This window comes from Hymenobacter nitidus, from assembly GCF_020447315.1.
GTDB lineage: Bacteria > Bacteroidota > Bacteroidia > Cytophagales > Hymenobacteraceae > Hymenobacter > Hymenobacter nitidus.
The window spans coordinates 18,970-34,552 of the sequence record NZ_JAJADQ010000018.1 but is presented as its reverse complement, the minus strand read 5'-3'; the positions used below and the strand labels follow the sequence as shown (position 1 = coordinate 34,552).

Below are 15,583 nucleotides of genomic sequence, written 5' to 3'. Positions count from 1 at the left end.
ATTAAGCGGTGAGCAGCACTTCTTGCGTTATTGGAGCCAACGGTTCAGATAGCGAAGGCCGATTCGACTGCTTTGCCAGGGGCTTCATGCCGAACAGGAACCGTAGTGGGGCGAACGGCTGCACCAACAGGTGAAAGATACCCATGGACACGAGCAAGGTAGTACTTACCAGGAACAGGTACTTGCCCAGAATGCTCTCGTGCTGTACCTGCACCACGTAGTAGGCCAGCACCACGATCACCGTTTGGTGCACGATGTAGAAGGGATAGGCGGCCTGGTTGAAGTAGACCAGCGTAGCGTGTGGGCGCTGCAGGTAGCGCTTCCCGTAGCCGATGAAGGCCAGCACCAAACTCCAAGCAATGGCCGGGGTAAAAATCGGCGGGAAACCGGCAGGGAGTTCCACGTCGTTCCAGCGCAGGTAGTTGAATACCAGCAGCAGCACGAAGCCGATAGTGAGCGAGGGCCGTCGCAGCCGTTCCAGTCGGTCGAGCAAGGCGGGCTGGGCAGCGCACAGGAAACCCACCAACACAAACAGCAGCCAGTAGACGAAGTAGCCGCCGTCGTGCACCAGGTCGTTGGTTTGGGGCAGGGCGCGGGAGGTAGCGGCGTACCACAGGATGCCGGGCAGCGCCAGCCAGTACACCCGGTAGCCCCGCGCCTGGTGTCTCAGCCAAGCTCGGAACCCAGCGCTGCGCGGGCTGGCCAGCCAGGCAAACACCGGGGCAAAGAGGACGTCGTAGGCCAGCAGGTAGGCCACAAACCAGAGGTGGTGCCAGCTCAAGTTGCCGGCCGGGTAGGGGCCGGTGGTGAAGATGCTTGGGTAAAAGTCCCAGAAGTTACCCAGGAAGCCCTGTGTGAGCCGCTCCATGTAAACCTGCGGGGGTACCACCACCAGCATGCCGAACAGCAGCGGCACCAGCAGCCGCCGCAGCCGCAGCCCCACGAAGCGGCCGGCCGAGCGCCGCCGCAGCATGTAATAGCTCACCGCGCCCGACACGAAAAACAGTAGTGGCATGCGAAACAGATGCAGGAACACGACCAGCTCCATCAGCAGGTTAGTACTTTCCGGGTTGCGGATGTGCCACTGCTCTTCGGCGGCAAAGGGCATCGCGCAGTGAAATACTAGCACACCGGCAATGCACAGCAGGCGCAGCCAGTCGAGGTAGGGTTGGCGGGGAGTTGGTTCCATGGGCTTGAAGTCAGCGGTGCAAGGTCTTTCTGCCAAAGGAACTCCAACTACTTGTCGGCCAGAAAATGATTTGACCACCGGGCTGAAATCGGTGACCAGCGGCGCTGTAGAGTATTGGTGGAAGCAGCGGCTGTGGTGGTATTTCCCAAGGCCTTCTTGGCTGTCTAGTGGTTCGAAGTTGCTGTAAAACAGCTACAGGGGCTACAATGTCCTACTCGGACTTAACGAAATTTTTAGACGGGTTGTAGCGATAGCCTCTAAGGCGAGTTTGATTTCTTTGATGAAGCCTGATAGGTGTGCTGCAATTCGACTTGGAAACTCTACTTACCATTGAGTGGGATGCCGCCACCATAAAGCCGCCCATGTAACCTTTGGACCAAACGTTTAACTAAGGCCAAGCACCTGCAGGCCACGCTGAGCTACTAACTCAACTGGCCGTAAAAGCTTAGCGTAATTTTATCCCCAGCTGCTACAAAAAGGACTTCCAGAAGCAGGGGTTAGTAGAGATAATATGCGGTGCTCAAGCCGCTGCGGCCCCTGTAGAAACCTTCTTTGATCTGCTTGATGCCGATTGGGAATACGACCATGTAGGGTTGCGCTAGGCGCGACTCAGCAAGCGTTCTTTTGCTCTGGAACTCGATAGGTACTAGTGCAGTAATTTCACCAACAGTGGATCCTGCCGAGTATATAAAGTGTGCTTTGACATCGAACTATATTCATAGCCTATCGTGTATGCCAGACCAGCGAAAAAACGGGTAATGCATTGTTTTTGAATGTCTTGAGATAGAATGTGTATCTTAATATACAACTTTTTTAACATCCTATTTTAGTTGTAGAATCAGTTGTTGTTTCACTTGCGTAACTGGTGCTCCAACGATTTTATATGTTGGGCCTGCATAAACACACGGAATTGGGTGAGGTCCTGGGTTTGCCGGCTTACTTCCAGCGCCGAGAAATAAGCGGCTTTATACTCCCGGAAGACGACGGTTAATGGCTGGCCATAATAGTGCTGGATGTAGTTCATGAGCAACCGGGAGGTACGTCCATTGCCATCGTTGAAGGGATGGATACTCACCAGTTGCTGGTGGGCATCAAACGCAAGGGTGAGCTGCTCCTGCAGCGTAGCTGCTTGCTTCATTTGTTCCCGCAACTGTTGGGTAAGCTGCTCCACGAGCGCCGGTACTTTCTGGGCGTTGGGGAAGGAACTGGCCCCTAGGATCGAAACCTTGTCCAACCGGAAATCTCCGCGGGCAGCATCGGTTGTGCCTAAAATACTATTGGTTTGCAGCCCCGTAGTGCGCATGACGGCCCCGGCTAACTCCTGCAGTAGGTGCACCGATGGAAGACGCCGCTCATCAGCCCACCGCAACGCCAGGTCCAGTGCCTGGGCGTGGTCGGCCAGCATGTCGTAACCATCCCAGGGAAGCCTGGGATCTACTTTGGCTTCATCACCTACCAGGAAGTCGAAGGCTGACTGTACCGTTACTCGAGAGCCCTCAATCATCGTCGAGTGGGCAGATACCAGCACGTGGTTGAGCTGTTGGCGCGACAGGCGTTCGGAGGCCTCTATCTGCTGCACCAGCGCCGTTAGGCGCTCAATTTCACTCCAACTCATGCCGCCATGGCTTGGCGCAGGCTCTCCACGTCGACTGTAGCCAAGGCTACTGGGTACTCCAGGCCGGAAACGTGAATGACCTGGTGGGCCCACGCGGCTAGGTCATGGGCATAGATCATGGGCTGATCCTGTGCATCATGGTACACAGTCTTGCCCTGCATAAAGGCTTCTACACTGGCGCGTAGCAGCGCCGGCACATCCTGTAGGGCTTTGTCCCGAGGATCGGTCAGAAGATGCGTCAGATAGGCTCTGAGCACGCGATAGGCCTCTTGGTCGTGTGGTGTCATGGCAGAGGAGGGGTAGAGTAGCTACTTTTGGCCGGGGTTTTGAGCCCCAGGACAGTTAACAGGAGCCCGGCGGGGTTCTTATCGGCTTTGATCTTATCAGTCTTCAGACGGTACATAAACTTGAACAGCTCATTTACGAGCCCATCATCGTTGATGATTTGGCTGATCAGCTTGGGACCTTTGATACTCAGTAACTTCAGATGCCGGTGCGCCATCGAATCTTGGTTTGCTTGGGAGACTCGTCGAAGCGAACCGGCTACTGATGGACTCCTTCGCCACGAAATTTAGGATGATTTGGCGGCGGACTTGGTCGCTCTGGGAGCTAAACCAAGTGCGGTAAGGAGGTAACCACCAGCATTCTTAGGTTTCACTATCTTCCCTGTCCGTAAGTCATAGCTGAACTTAAGTACAGCCCTAACCAATTTTGAACTACTGAGAATTTGGTGGCGTAGCTTTTCGTCGACAATGCGGACCTCATCAAGAATGCGTTCAGCATTGTCGTACTGTTCATGGTTAATGCCATCAGGTGCTAAAATAGCGGGCAGGTGATCGTTACTGAACTGAATCTGCAGCGCATATGGCTTAACAGATACTTTGAAGCCAATTTGATGAACGGCTCTTCCCAGTTTCTCTGTTACCAACTCGATCTCAATATCAGTATTCTCGTTAATCTGCTTGATCGCTGTATTTAATACGAATGTCTTAAAAGGGCCGAAAGTAGGATATTCTTCCTTTCCTTTTGTGATAAGACCTAACATGTGCTTGAAATCGCGCAGAGTCTGAAGAGGAGTAGCTCCTCTGTCTTTCCATTGGGAGCACAAAGGGTAAATCCGTTTAGCATACTTACTGGTAAGCTTCAGCGCGGCTTGTAATTCATAAGAAGTGAAGTTGTTCTTGAGATCGAATAGGAAGGGAAGTATATCCTCCGATAACTTCACTTCAATGATCCCTTGCCCGTGCAGATAGTCTACGGATTGAAACATCCAGAGCTGTTTGTAGCTGCCCTCAGTTTTAATCTCAAAGAGCCTTGAACCCATAGCAGCAGTAGCTTCCTGCAAATATTTATAGTTATAGCGCTTACCTGTGAGCGCAGACAATTCGGAGATTGAAAGAGTATAAGAGACGTTATCCTTAGTCGCCCGAAGCTTGGAAATCAGAAAAAACAGGAAATCCAACTGTAACTCTGAATACTCGTAACGAGCAGTTGTTAAAGCATTATGTTGACGAATATGAAGTGGCGATTTAACCACTGTCAGCGTTCCTGCCATCGTATAATGGATTAATTGTGTGACAATATAATCAAATTGTTAGTTGCCGCAAGCATACTAACAATAGGAACTGTTAGTGCTATCAAAAATACTAACAATTTGATACACGAACTCTAACAGTTCAACACACGAAACCTAACAGTTTGAATGTGATGCAATTAAATTTAATTGCATGAAGCTTTATATATCAACATTATATTGACAATGATTATGATGAATACGTGAAATACAGAACCCACCTGAGACTCATACTAGGGTGAAAATGGCTTTCAAACATTACACACGAACTCTAACAGTTCGACGCACGAAACCTAACAGTTAGCCCGATAAGCTATTAAAATTAATAGCTTATCGGGCTCTTAAACAGTGCTTTAGAGGACAAAATAATCCCGATTTAAGGAGGAAAGACTAATGTGGATGACTGAAATCGACCAACCTAACCAATTATCGACCATGTGTTAGTGTTTATAACCTTGCTAACAGTTAACACACGAAACCTAACAGTTCAACACACGAAACCTAACAGTTAACACACGAAACCTAACAGTTAACACACGAAACCTAACAGTTAACACACGAAACCTAACAGTTAACCATTGTAATGCATTGGAATACATGCAGTTAGAAAGCCCTCAAATAGAACAAATAAATAAAAAGCTCACAATAATTGGGAAGGGGTAAAAAGCATTGAAAGGATCTGTTCGTAAATCAAAACACAAGCGAAACGAAACAGACAAAACAAATCAACACGAAGCCAGTGAAGGCGATTGCACTATTTAAATATTAATTATACATTAACATACAAAATGGTGTGCTGTCTCTCAAAAATCAGCAACAGGATAGGGAGGAGTGGGATAGGAACAGCCACTATCCGATAGATTCCTGTGCGCTGTGAGAAGAACGACCCCAAATGCGTACAAAGGGCTGCCTAAAAGCTGATCGTGCAGTGACGGGCTTAAAAACGCGTAAAACGAGAGAGCACGAATCACGCCGGAGAGAATTCAGGTTTTCTCGGCGCCAGGAGCAGCCTCAGGGCCTGGGGGAAACCGCTTACTCCAGCATCTTGTCAGGGAAGGCCATGCCCTTTTTGCGGAGGCGGTCGAGGTGGGCCCGGACGGCTTCATCCACGAAGTCCTGTTGGGTGCGTCGGGTGCCATCTTCCTGCTCCAGCATCAAACAGGCAAACCGTACGCCCCAGTCCAGGGGTTGAGTCAGACGGTAGGGCTGGCCGACGCGCTCAACCGTCGTGGGCGTCGGCGGGCTGTTCTTCTTTTTGCCGGTGGTGGCCGTCGTGCTCGTACGAGCAGGGGCAGACGTGGGCGCGGGAGAGGGGCCGGCCGAGTCTGCTGCAGCCTCTGAGGCATCCGAACCAGGGGAGGATTGATTTTCCAGATTGCTCATGATGGGAAAGGTAGCGGGGTAGTGATAGTCGAACTCGGAGGCCTAATGCGTTCGAGTCGGAAGCAAGGTACAGGAATTTCTGAAAGGTGGGAGTCAGGAGCAGGCACACACAATGGGTACGTAGGGATGAGCAGGTACATGCTCACGTGCGCACATGTACTGCGCGCCTGTGTGCGAGGTATAAAATCTAGGAAACCAGGAATTATGGGCGGCCCATATTGGTATAAAATGGGACATGGCCAGAATGCGGTTTTAGACTAAAATGGACTTTCTGGAATTTGCCATTGTACCGCATTTCTGGGAAAATAGAATTCCTTGTACTTCCTGATTTCGGCTTTGTAGTAAATATTCGCTCAGCCGGCAATGGGGGTCACACGCGCACGCACGTGTATACACGTGGGCGGGCGTGTGACTCTGGATTTCGAGCAGCTTCGATTTCTGATTACCATGGCAACGACCAACAACGGCTCCGATGAAGTTTCTCAGAAGCCTGAGGAGTGAGGAATCTGAAGCAGCTGAAGAGGCGTCAGATTCTAGAGATGCTTTTGCAGGGAAAATCCAGCACCAGGTCAGCAGCACAATTCGGAGGTGATGACAAGGGGGAGGGGCGAGTTTTTAGCTCGACTGCCCGTTATGCTTTATCAGCTAGTCAGGCTATTTAGGGGTCGCGTGCGAGTAGGCATGTGCGTGGGTAGGCGTGCACGTGTGGGGGCAGGAGTGCGCAGGTGGGTGAGTGCAAGGACACGGGAGCGAGCAGGCAGACAGGCGAGCACACACAACCGCATACCCAAGCAGGTAGGAGTACCCGGGAGCAGGTGCTTCGGGTGATGGGCAGGGGAGCGCGTAGGACCTGGGTGGGAGAGCAGTAGTCAGCAACTGGGTGAAAGCTGGGTACTGGCCAGCGCAGGATACCCAAGAGTCTGGAGAAACACCCGCGCCAAGAATTCCCCAACGGCCGGTAGTGGCCATCGGGAAGGTTCGGCCACAAGAGACGCGAAGGGAACAGGGCAGCTGAGGCAGAAGGGCCAGGAGCTGCAGGAGGCGCACAGTCGGAAATGGCCGGGGAGAGGGAGTGCCATTTTTCACGCTGATCGGGGGTCGCACACACACGAGGGCGGGAGCAGGCGCGAGGGAGGCAGCAAGGGGGCAGTGGGCAGTCGGGTAGCTCGGGGAAGAAGTGCCGGCAGAAACGCAGAGCCACGGGAGCTGCTGCAGGAGTTGGTGGCCACAGGGAGCAGCCAGGCCAGGCCAGAGCAGTGCAGCGGAGGGGAGACCTGGGCGAGGAAGGGACCCGGGAGTCGAGCAGCCACCAGGTACAAACCGGGCACCCGCTCAACTGGGGCAGTGGTCAACATCCAGGGCCGACAGAGTACCAGGTAGCTGGTCAAGGTAGGGCTGGGAGTAGGGAGGCCTGGCTGTTCGGATGCTCCGGAAACAGCAGGGTCCAGGGAGGCGCGAGGTAGGCAGATCCGCAGCAAACAGCCCCCAGCCAGAGCAGACGGAAATAGCCCTAGAAAGCCGGCCTAAAAAAACGCTAACGATAGTTAGCAAGAGGAGCATCACAGACTCCACGCTAAAGCGATGGTAGTCAATGATTTAGTCCAAAAATCAGAGATTTTCGGTAATAATATACTCTAACTGCTTAACAGTCAATAGGGAAATAGTAATAACTCTACTTTTCTATGCTGCCAAAATGGCCCATTTAACGCCTACTACAAGATACTGGTAATTATTCGATCTAGCTACTTGATTCTCACAATGCGATTAGAAATAATTGCATACCTTTTACCTTTCGATGCCTCAGGCCTCGTTTTGTGCCATGCTATGCCTATCCAATGAAGAAATCCGCTCCCACCCCAGCCCCCAAAAAGCAGCGGGCCAGTCTGAAGACCGCCGTGCAAATTGACCGAACAACCCACGCCCAGTTGACGGCGGCCACCACGAATATGGGAGTCACTAACGCCGAGTATGCCACAGCGGCCATCGACTATTTCACCCAGCGGGGCATCAACCCCCTGCAGGAAGTTCAGCGGGATGGGATGATACTCCAAGGCAAAATTCACGACTTAGAGAAGGTGGTCACGGCCCTGGGCAACCGGGTCTTCGGCTGGCTGACCCAGCACGAAAAGAATATGTCGGGCTATTTGCGCGGCCACGAAAGGACCTTGTTCGGCTACCTGCAGGGCATGGAAAGTAACGTGCACGAACACCTGAGCGGGCAGGAAGAATTGTTCTTTCAGCCCATGCTCCGCGAGCTGTTTCTCAACAATGTCGAGGCCCTGTATGGCCGGCGGCTGGGCGAGCAGATCATGCTCAAAGTCCTGGGCCGGGAGCTGGCTGAGTACCCCGACAAGCACCGCGAGTTCAACGTGAAACGGGATGCGGAGGTGCAGGCCAAGTGGAACAAGTTTGTCGAAAAACTGCTGCCCACGCTGGCACCCCCTCAGGCCACGCCGCAACCAACACCCTGGCCCGAGCGGCCCAAACCCGCGGCCAAACCGGAGGAGTCCACCCCGGCGGCCAGCGCCTACTAAGCCCGCCTTTCCAGCGCATGTACATCAAGATTATCAACCCGGCCACCAACGGTAAGAACGCCTATTCTAACCGGGGCAGTGCCCGGCAAGCCACCAATTATCTCGAAGGTGAGGCTAAGAAACAAGGTGAAAAAGCCGTGTTTTTCAATGCGAATCGGGACGATATCAGCGGCGATGAAGCCGTGCAATTAATCGATTCCAACCGCAAGGGCCTGCGCAAAGACGACGCGAAATTCTACTCCCTGGTCATCAGTCCCAGTGCCCAGGAGCTGGAACACATCGGCCATGATCCGCAGAAACTGCAGGCCTATACGGCCCGGGTGATGCAGGAATATGCCGCTACGTTTGTCACGAAATCCGGCCAGCCCCTAACGGAAAAAGACCTGGTGTGGGTCGCCACCCGGCACGACGAGCGGAAGCATCGAGGCCACGATGGGGCCCCCAGCGGCCAGCCCAAGGAGGGGCCGCAGACCCATCTACACCTGATGGTGTCGGCCCGGGATGCGCAGCAAAAGCTGACGCTGAACCCGCTGGGAAGTGCCGCCCGCTTCAACCGGGTGAGCTTCATGGCCAAGGCCAACGTTGCCTTTGAAGAGCAGTTCGGACCCGTAAAACAGGCCGGTCGTCGCGGCCAAGAAGCGGGTCAGCCCGACGAGCAGGAGGCCGGTACCGCAGGCCGTAGGCGTACCCAAACAGCCGAGGAAATGGCCGATTCCATCGGCCGCCGCGCAGCTGCCAACGAGGGCCAGTCCGCCTCGTCGGCGACTAACAAAGGAGGCAGCAGGAGCCCACGGACGGGCGATGATCTGCGCGATAAGCAGCTCTTCAACCAGGTAGACCGGGTAAATAAAACACTCCCCGCTGACCGGCAGTTGGTGCATAACCAGGTGCTGGAAGCCGCCCGAAAGATGGACTACAGTAAGGCCTTCTACGGCCGCTTAGGGCAGCTGGGCAAGGAGGGGGCGAAGCAGAATTACCACGACTACCCCTATGAGTTTCTGCGTACGGGGAAGGATGCCAAGACGGCTGCCAGCACGATTGCCGAGAACCAGAAGCGGGATAATCGGCTTCTGGAGCAGGTAGAACGGCTCAATAAAAAGCTACCACAGCAGCAGCAGTTGGCTCCTAACCAGGTGCTCGAAATAGCCCGAGAGCAAGAGTATAGCAAGGCGTTTTATGGTCGGCTGAACCGCATTGGGCGGGAGGCCAACACGAGGAAAGCCGTGCGGGAACCGTATGCTTTTCTACGAACCGGCCGCGTGCATAAGCCCGAAAAGGAGTTGCGCGATGAGCTGCCTTCGGCCGCTGCTGCAACAGCCAGGCTGCCCCGAGTGCCCCCCACGTACAGCCGTCCCGGCACCCGCATGGCCCGTACCTACCAGCCTTCCGCGGCGCGCAACGTCGCTGGCGTAGGTCAGGAGTTAAGCCGGGCCCTGGGTACCCATGGGTACACCCAGGATGTTCGCGGGGATGAAGATCGTGAATAAGAGCAGCAGTAGATAGAACCCGTATCGTTCGGATTTCGCCGGCTATCGCCTGCCGCATCTACGAACGCTCGTACTTACTGGGCTAGCGGTATCTTGCCGCCTGAATTCGTTTTTTTGCTCCCACCGCATGCCCACGCATCGTACCATTTATGAACAGCCCGACGGCTGGCAGCACCTGCAGCACTGGTTCGAGCGCAACAATGATTCGTTGCGTCCCTGGAATGTCTCCGCCATCAGCCGCCATGTCCGCCTGCCCCAGGCCGTGGTGCGCTCCTTGCTCACCGCACCCAAAGGAGCCGAGGGCATGAGCCGGACGGGCTTTACCCAGGAGCGCCTGCGCTTATTCCAGCGCCTGTTTCGCCGCTACGGCTACCGGGTGCAGATCCCGGAACAGTCGCCTGGCGTCACGGGGCCCTGCCGCCCCGTCCCCCAGCTCATGGGGGTGCACCTGCAGCCCTATACCTATGCACAGTAGGGTTCCTACCGGAACCGATGCGCAGCACAAGCAATAGAAATCCGGTATCTTGCTCGCAGGAAAAACACAGAGTTAGTCTCTGCGTCCCCCTACCCTTACTTCCAGTGGGGCATCACGCCACGACGCAGTGATGCCCCTGTTTCTCCCGCCGCTGTTTGACCGGCTGCGGGAGTCCCAAGTGGCCCGAAGGAGAGTGATACCTCCTGCCGGGGTGCTTGCCTTAGGCAGTAGGTGTTAGAACCACCTGCTTTCCGAAGCCCTGGCCGCGTCACCGGTCAGGGCTTCTGTGCGCTAGAATCGGACGCTTTCGTTTTCCGTGCGCTTCACGCTCTTACAGCATCCATAAGACTAGACAGTATATCTCGTTGCAGCAGAAGACGCTGCTCCACTTCGTCACTCAAGCTGTTGTCACGCTTCTAGCAGTATGCACATGAAGACCATTGGGACGTAGATGTGCGCTCATTTACTTTCAGTAGGTGACCCGGGTGGAGTAGAAGGGGACTCGTCGAGGGAAGCAAAGAACTCGGCCAGGCTTAGGTGGTGAATGTCCAGCAAGCGCAGTAAGCTTTTAAGGGTCAGATTAACCCCTTGCTCATGGCGGCCATAGCCGACACGGGGCAGATTATGATCGTAGGCAAAGGCTTCATAGGACGTATACCCCGCTTGAAGACGCAGCTGCCGTAAACGAGCAGCAATAAGCGCTAAGCGGGGATCAGCTGAGGCATCAGGGTGTGACATGGACTGGAAAAGTCCGGCTTCCACCTCTTAAAAGTAACCTACTATAATAAACCTATTGCAATAAACATATTATAATAGGCTATACTTGCTGCTGTTCTTCTTCTTGCTGTTGTCTCCTGTTATCGATGCCTTTCTCTGCTGAACAGCCTGAGTTTACTCTAGTAGATTGGAGGTAAGTCCAAATATCTTCTGTGACGACACAGTCCATCACCTAATGAAGCAAGGACATTTACAAGAACGGGTAGGGAAAGAGTTGCCTAAGCGTAGAAGTACCTGCTTGGGTTTGGCTGTTTCCTCTTGCCCTTCCAAACGTCACCTCCTCTATCCGAAAAGCGTATGGCTTCCCCCCAGATAGTTAAAGTTGTTATTGAAGTAGAGCTGGTCGACGATACAACGGTCGCGGTCACGCATGCTGCCTCAGGCCAGCGCGCAAATGCAGAAGGAGCAGAAACCGAACAGTATGAGCAGGCCATGCTGGCTGCGCTTCGGGCAGACCCGGCCAGCTACATCGAGTTCGTCAAAAACGCCGCCATTGGCAGTATTGAGGCCTTTGGCGTGAGTCGTGAGTTGGGTGGGTTGGCTCAGGTTCGTAGTTACTTTACCGCGAATGTAACTTTGCTGGAAAAATTGATTCCGAACTTGCCTGCAGATGCGCAGCGGTACTTTCAGCAAGCAACCCAGGAAGGCTGGCTAGCCGATGGCATGGAACTGGTTTTTGACACGATTACAGCTACCCCGGTGAAGCTGACGGTCGAATATCCCCCCGCGCAAGCATAAGCTTATGCTACGCTATGTAGAACCTGATGCACTGCAGGCGCCGGGCAGTGGCACATCACGGAAGTCAACGCCTGTCTGTGTACACAAAGTCGACGTAGTCTAGCTAGGCTGGACACTTCGGAGATATGGTTTGAAGATGGGTGTCGAAGCAGTTTGGCGAGTAGTAGCCGAAGGCAGAGTGGCATCGCTCGTTGTTGTTGTACGCACTATAGCGGGCCAGTTCAAGTCGGGCCTTATCCAGACCAGGAGAACTACCGCCATCAAGCAACTCGGTCTTGAGCCTCCTCCAGAAGGACTTGTGCTGGGCGTTATCGTAGCAGTTGCTGGGCTGGCTCATGCTCTGCACGGCCCCGTGCTGCGTCAGCAGGCCCCGAAAGCGGGTGACTGTGTAGGAGAGCATCAAAAAGTGTGGGGCAGCGGGTTAAGCGGCCATCGGTAGGGGCTCCGTCGGCAGTGGCCGGAAGCCGGGGTATTGCTGCCGGAAACAGTCTTCCCACTCTTCATTGAGGACCTTGGTGCGGGCCTGCACGAGCAGGTGCGCGCCTTTCTTGGTCCACTGCATCTGCTGCCGTTTCAACAGGCGCTTGGCCAGCACCTGGTTGACCGCCGACTCCACAAATCCGGTGGAGACGCGTTCGCCGTAGCGATGGCGCTCGGCGTAATCCACGATAAAGCCGCTGTTCTGCTCCACGTAGGTGTGAAAATCCGCAATCAGCCTGGCCAACGGCTTACACTTGCTGTATTTCTTGGCCACGAGCGGGTCGTCCTGGTGCACGGCCAGGGCGTCGTCCAAGTCCTGCATTTTCTCCAGGGCCCGCTCAGCGTTGCCGTGCCAGAGGTGCCATTTGATGCTGGTCAAGCTGTCTTGCAGCGCTTTTCCCCCGGCCGTGTCGACCTGGGCGAATCCCAGCGCGTACTGGTGCAGCACCGTCAGGCGCATGGTCAGGTGAAACCAGTCCAGGATGTGGGTGGACTCCGCACTCAAATAACTGGTCAGCGACCGCAGCACCGCGGCGCCGTCCGTGAAAAATTCCACTGCTTGATTGGCCTGCAGCCCCTGCAAACGCAGGACCTCGAACACCCGTCGGCGCGGCTTGGCATCGACCTCCTGCACGAAGCCGAAGCATTTGGCATCTCCTTCGGCGGGAATGCTTTTGCCCGCGATCACCTCGAAATAGCCTTTTTTATGCCAGTGCCGGATGTAGCCGCCGTCGAGGCCGACCACCAGCGGGCGGGGCGGGCACGGCAAGGCCTCGCGGTCGCGCTGGCAAACGCCGTGAAAAGGGGCCACTTCGTGCGGCAGCAGCTGTTCCTGCGCCTCGACCACGGCGTGCAGGTGCTGCTGGATGGTCGTGCCTGTGAGCTTCGCACTCAGGGGCAGCACATCGTGGAGCAAATCGGCCGTTTTCTGGTAGGGAATCAGGCTGGCCCACTTGGTTTCCAGGTACAGCCGCTCCGGCGTCACGTGCTGCGGAAACAGGTGCTGGAGGGGGCTGAAGGTTTTGGGTCCCGCCTCGGTGGGCGGCAGATAGTAGCGCGGGCTATCGACCGTGACGTTGCCGAACAAGGTTTTCAGTTGGAGCGGGTAGCTGCCCTTCTTCCGTAAGCCGACAGGCTGTTGCAGCTGCAGGTGCGTCGCTATCTGCTGCCCAATCATCTTTTGCTGAATGCGCTGCAGCAGTTCTTTCGATTCGGCCAGCGTCAGGCCCACGCTGGCTAAGCTCAGGTCCTCCCGGCTCCAGGTGAACACGTCTTCGAGGAGGGGCTCGTCGCCTGTTGACGGACAAGCTACCAGTTGTAGTTTGAAGTTCATGGGGCTGGGGGTTAAGGATTAGAGCAAGGCCTTCACTTTACGAACCGTATTGATGGCCACGTCGCACAGCTTGGCCGTGTTACGTACGCTCAGGCCCGCCCGCAGCTGCCGGGCGACGGCCGCATACTTTTTCAGAAAGACGGCTTTGTCTTCCGTCGCACCTACCGGGCGGCCAATCGTGACGCCTTGCCGCCGCGCTTCGTCCATGCCCGAGAGAATGCGCTCGCGCAGGGTTTCGCGTTCCAGACGGGCGAATTCGGCCAGCAGCGTGAACATGAACTGGGCCACCGGATTGCGTTTGCCGTTTTTGAGCGTTTCGATGCCAAAGTTTTGGACGTAGATGCTGACGCCCAGCAGGGTCAGCTCCTCGACGATTTGCAGGACTTCGACCGTGGAGCGACCCAGACGCGAGACCTCGCTCACGAGCACCTTCTGAACGGCTCCCCGCCGGCTCATGCTCAGCAATTGCTGAATCCCTTCCCGCTCCTGATTCCTTTTCGCCCCACTAATTTTCTCCGCAATCTCGGCCACCACCTGCACGGCCTGGCTCTGGGCCACGGCGCGCAGGTCTTCCACCTGCCGCTGGTAGTCTTGCTCCTTTTTAGAGACGCGCACGAAAATAACGGCCTGTTGCATGGCGCAAAGCTATTCCTGCTGTATCATTTAAACCATCTGGTTTTTCTGATACACATTTCACGGCCGCTCATCCGCGAAAAAGTAGTCGTAGCCGCCCTGTGAATACAGGAAATCGGGATTACCCTTTAGTTGATACACTTTGGCCAGTTTTCGATTGACTTGGCCTTTGTCGAAGTGTTCCGGCCGGTAGGTCCAGAATCAGGTCGGTACGTCGTCCTCGAAAATGTTCTCGCCGGCCAGCAGCCGGTCCAAGGCCTCGTAGCTCCATGAGAACTGGTCCAGCGTGCGCTGGTCGTAGCCACGGGGGCCGCCCACTTCTTCCGGGGGACAGGCCCGGCGGCCACTCACGCACACCGGGTGGGCCGACAAGGCGGTCGGCGGCAGCACCTGTTCCACCCGCACCTGGTGGAGCCAGTAATCGCCGAAGTCGTAGGTGTAAGTGAATTTGTCGTTGACCTGCCAGGGGAAATCGCCCAGGTGGACCCGCCGGGCATCGTCGGCAAAGTAGATGCCACCGGCATAGGGAATGCCGTACTCCTTGCCCCAGAGCTTAAAACTGTGCAGGTGCCAGTTCTCCCAGCCCATCGCGACCTGAAAGACGTGATGCAGCTCCGCCAGGGTGGTGTCGCCCCGCACGAGCACGCGCCGGCTGATGTGCGGGCTGATGCCGACCAGGTGAATCTTGAGCTGGTAGACCGCCGCCAGACGGTCAGCGCCGGCGGGAGGCGGGGTAACGGCAGGGAGCATGGCGGTCACCGTCAGAGATGGGCTCCCAAGTTAAGCCAACAGGTGGTTGAACCCGACTGCCCCACACTTTTTGATGCTCTCCTTGTTGTTTTCGGCCTGTCAGCCGTCGGAGTCCCGGCCGGCTCTCGATTCGGGGAAGCGTACACGCCGTCTTGCTGTAATCAAGCGATTCAAAGACTCTCCGCTGGGGCAACCACCAAGTTATCTTTATTCAAGTTGTGGCTATCCAGTCCATCACGCCGATGGGAGGCTGGAGTTGGTAGCGGGCAAGGGTGTAACAGTCGGTAAAGAGGGGGAAGTGTGCTTTGCCTGTGACCAGCGTGATTTGTATGAAGTACTAGAGCATATCCGTACTGCACCTTGGTCATAGTGAGTGATTAGTAGGAGTAGCTGCGACATAGGCATAACTTAGCGAACAAGGACTAGACCTTATGTCACAATTGTGAACATATTAACCTTTTCGCAAACCCGTTAAAAAAGAGATTCACTCTCTTTTCTCTGCTTTCTTTACCACAATACAAAAACAGAATCTCCGACCATCTGGCCGGGGATTCTGTTTGTTCACGACTATCAAAGGTGCTCTATCTGCTATTTCAATGCTGAGTAGTTAAAAAGA

General features: G+C 55.1%; 13 protein-coding genes. 4 read left to right on the top strand and 9 right to left on the bottom strand.

Translation table 11 applies throughout. The annotated features are described in order from the left end of the window. Position 1: 1 nt before the first annotated feature. The 5 genes from LGH70_RS23005 to LGH70_RS22985 all read right to left on the bottom strand — a co-directional run bounded on the left by LGH70_RS23005 (position 2) and on the right by LGH70_RS22985 (position 5,760). Positions 2-1,189, bottom strand: a complete 1,188-nt coding sequence (locus LGH70_RS23005; RefSeq protein ID WP_226190518.1) for an acyltransferase family protein — start codon at positions 1,187-1,189, stop codon at positions 2-4. Between the two features lie 850 nt (positions 1,190-2,039). Beyond that, positions 2,040-2,804, bottom strand: coding sequence for a Fic family protein (locus LGH70_RS23000; RefSeq protein WP_226190516.1), 765 nt, complete (start codon positions 2,802-2,804; stop codon positions 2,040-2,042). Then, entirely contained in the window at positions 2,801-3,061 is a 261-nt protein-coding gene (locus LGH70_RS22995) for a hypothetical protein (protein ID WP_226190514.1), read from the bottom strand. The genes LGH70_RS23000 and LGH70_RS22995 overlap by 4 nt, the downstream gene beginning before the upstream one ends. A 314-nt stretch (positions 3,062-3,375) precedes the next feature. Beyond that, complete coding sequence (locus LGH70_RS22990) at positions 3,376-4,359, bottom strand: replication initiation protein (RefSeq protein ID WP_226190512.1); 984 nt, start codon at positions 4,357-4,359, stop codon at positions 3,376-3,378. A 1,050-nt stretch (positions 4,360-5,409) separates the two neighbouring features. Then, positions 5,410-5,760, bottom strand: a complete 351-nt coding sequence (locus tag LGH70_RS22985) for a hypothetical protein (protein WP_226190510.1) — start codon at positions 5,758-5,760, stop codon at positions 5,410-5,412. Positions 5,761-7,595: 1,835 nt separating this feature from the next. Between LGH70_RS22985 and LGH70_RS22980 the strand changes: the two genes are divergently transcribed. From LGH70_RS22980 to LGH70_RS22965, 4 genes are all read left to right on the top strand, one after another. Further along, a complete protein-coding gene (locus tag LGH70_RS22980; RefSeq protein ID WP_226190508.1) occupies positions 7,596-8,294 on the top strand; it encodes a hypothetical protein in 699 nt (232 codons plus the stop codon). 17 nt (positions 8,295-8,311) lie between these two features. Beyond that, entirely contained in the window at positions 8,312-9,781 is a 1,470-nt protein-coding gene (locus LGH70_RS22975) for a DUF5712 family protein (RefSeq protein ID WP_226190501.1), read from the top strand. Between the two features lie 127 nt (positions 9,782-9,908). Continuing rightward, positions 9,909-10,256: a hypothetical protein gene (locus LGH70_RS22970; RefSeq protein ID WP_226190495.1), complete on the top strand. Its 348-nt coding sequence runs from the start codon at positions 9,909-9,911 to the stop codon at positions 10,254-10,256. Between the two features lie 1,074 nt (positions 10,257-11,330). Continuing rightward, the gene (locus LGH70_RS22965; protein WP_226190493.1) at positions 11,331-11,771 is read left to right on the top strand and encodes a hypothetical protein; all 441 of its coding nucleotides are present in this window, start codon (positions 11,331-11,333) and stop codon (positions 11,769-11,771) included. Positions 11,772-11,874: 103 nt separating this feature from the next. Here the strand turns inward: LGH70_RS22965 and LGH70_RS23950 are convergent, their stop codons facing one another. The 4 genes from LGH70_RS23950 to LGH70_RS22945 all read right to left on the bottom strand — a co-directional run bounded on the left by LGH70_RS23950 (position 11,875) and on the right by LGH70_RS22945 (position 14,967). After that, positions 11,875-12,108, bottom strand: coding sequence for an integrase core domain-containing protein (locus LGH70_RS23950; protein ID WP_226190574.1), 234 nt, complete (start codon positions 12,106-12,108; stop codon positions 11,875-11,877). Between the two features lie 84 nt (positions 12,109-12,192). Then, on the bottom strand, positions 12,193-13,584 hold the full coding sequence (locus tag LGH70_RS22955; RefSeq protein ID WP_226190491.1) for an ISKra4 family transposase: 1,392 nt from the start codon (positions 13,582-13,584) through the stop codon (positions 12,193-12,195). Positions 13,585-13,602: 18 nt separating this feature from the next. Then, on the bottom strand, positions 13,603-14,220 hold the full coding sequence (locus LGH70_RS22950; protein WP_226190489.1) for a recombinase family protein: 618 nt from the start codon (positions 14,218-14,220) through the stop codon (positions 13,603-13,605). A 198-nt stretch (positions 14,221-14,418) separates the two neighbouring features. Next, complete coding sequence (locus LGH70_RS22945) at positions 14,419-14,967, bottom strand: plasmid pRiA4b ORF-3 family protein (RefSeq protein ID WP_226190487.1); 549 nt, start codon at positions 14,965-14,967, stop codon at positions 14,419-14,421. Positions 14,968-15,583 lie beyond the last annotated feature (616 nt).

Bases quoted from the DNA above. Each gene is read 5' to 3' on its own strand.
- LGH70_RS22955 (WP_226190491.1), bottom strand. From the start codon at position 13,584: ATGAACTTCAAACTACAACTGGTAGCTTGTCCGTCAACAGGCGACGAG.
- LGH70_RS22980 (WP_226190508.1), top strand. From the start codon at position 7,596: ATGAAGAAATCCGCTCCCACCCCAGCCCCCAAAAAGCAGCGGGCCAGT.
- LGH70_RS23000 (WP_226190516.1), bottom strand. From the start codon at position 2,804: ATGAGTTGGAGTGAAATTGAGCGCCTAACGGCGCTGGTGCAGCAGATA.
- LGH70_RS22945 (WP_226190487.1), bottom strand. From the start codon at position 14,967: ATGCTCCCTGCCGTTACCCCGCCTCCCGCCGGCGCTGACCGTCTGGCG.
- LGH70_RS22975 (WP_226190501.1), top strand. From the start codon at position 8,312: ATGTACATCAAGATTATCAACCCGGCCACCAACGGTAAGAACGCCTAT.
- LGH70_RS22985 (WP_226190510.1), bottom strand. From the start codon at position 5,760: ATGAGCAATCTGGAAAATCAATCCTCCCCTGGTTCGGATGCCTCAGAG.
- LGH70_RS22965 (WP_226190493.1), top strand. From the start codon at position 11,331: ATGGCTTCCCCCCAGATAGTTAAAGTTGTTATTGAAGTAGAGCTGGTC.
- LGH70_RS22950 (WP_226190489.1), bottom strand. From the start codon at position 14,220: ATGCAACAGGCCGTTATTTTCGTGCGCGTCTCTAAAAAGGAGCAAGAC.
- LGH70_RS23005 (WP_226190518.1), bottom strand. From the start codon at position 1,189: ATGGAACCAACTCCCCGCCAACCCTACCTCGACTGGCTGCGCCTGCTG.
- LGH70_RS23950 (WP_226190574.1), bottom strand. From the start codon at position 12,108: ATGAGCCAGCCCAGCAACTGCTACGATAACGCCCAGCACAAGTCCTTC.
- LGH70_RS22970 (WP_226190495.1), top strand. From the start codon at position 9,909: ATGCCCACGCATCGTACCATTTATGAACAGCCCGACGGCTGGCAGCAC.
- LGH70_RS22990 (WP_226190512.1), bottom strand. From the start codon at position 4,359: ATGGCAGGAACGCTGACAGTGGTTAAATCGCCACTTCATATTCGTCAA.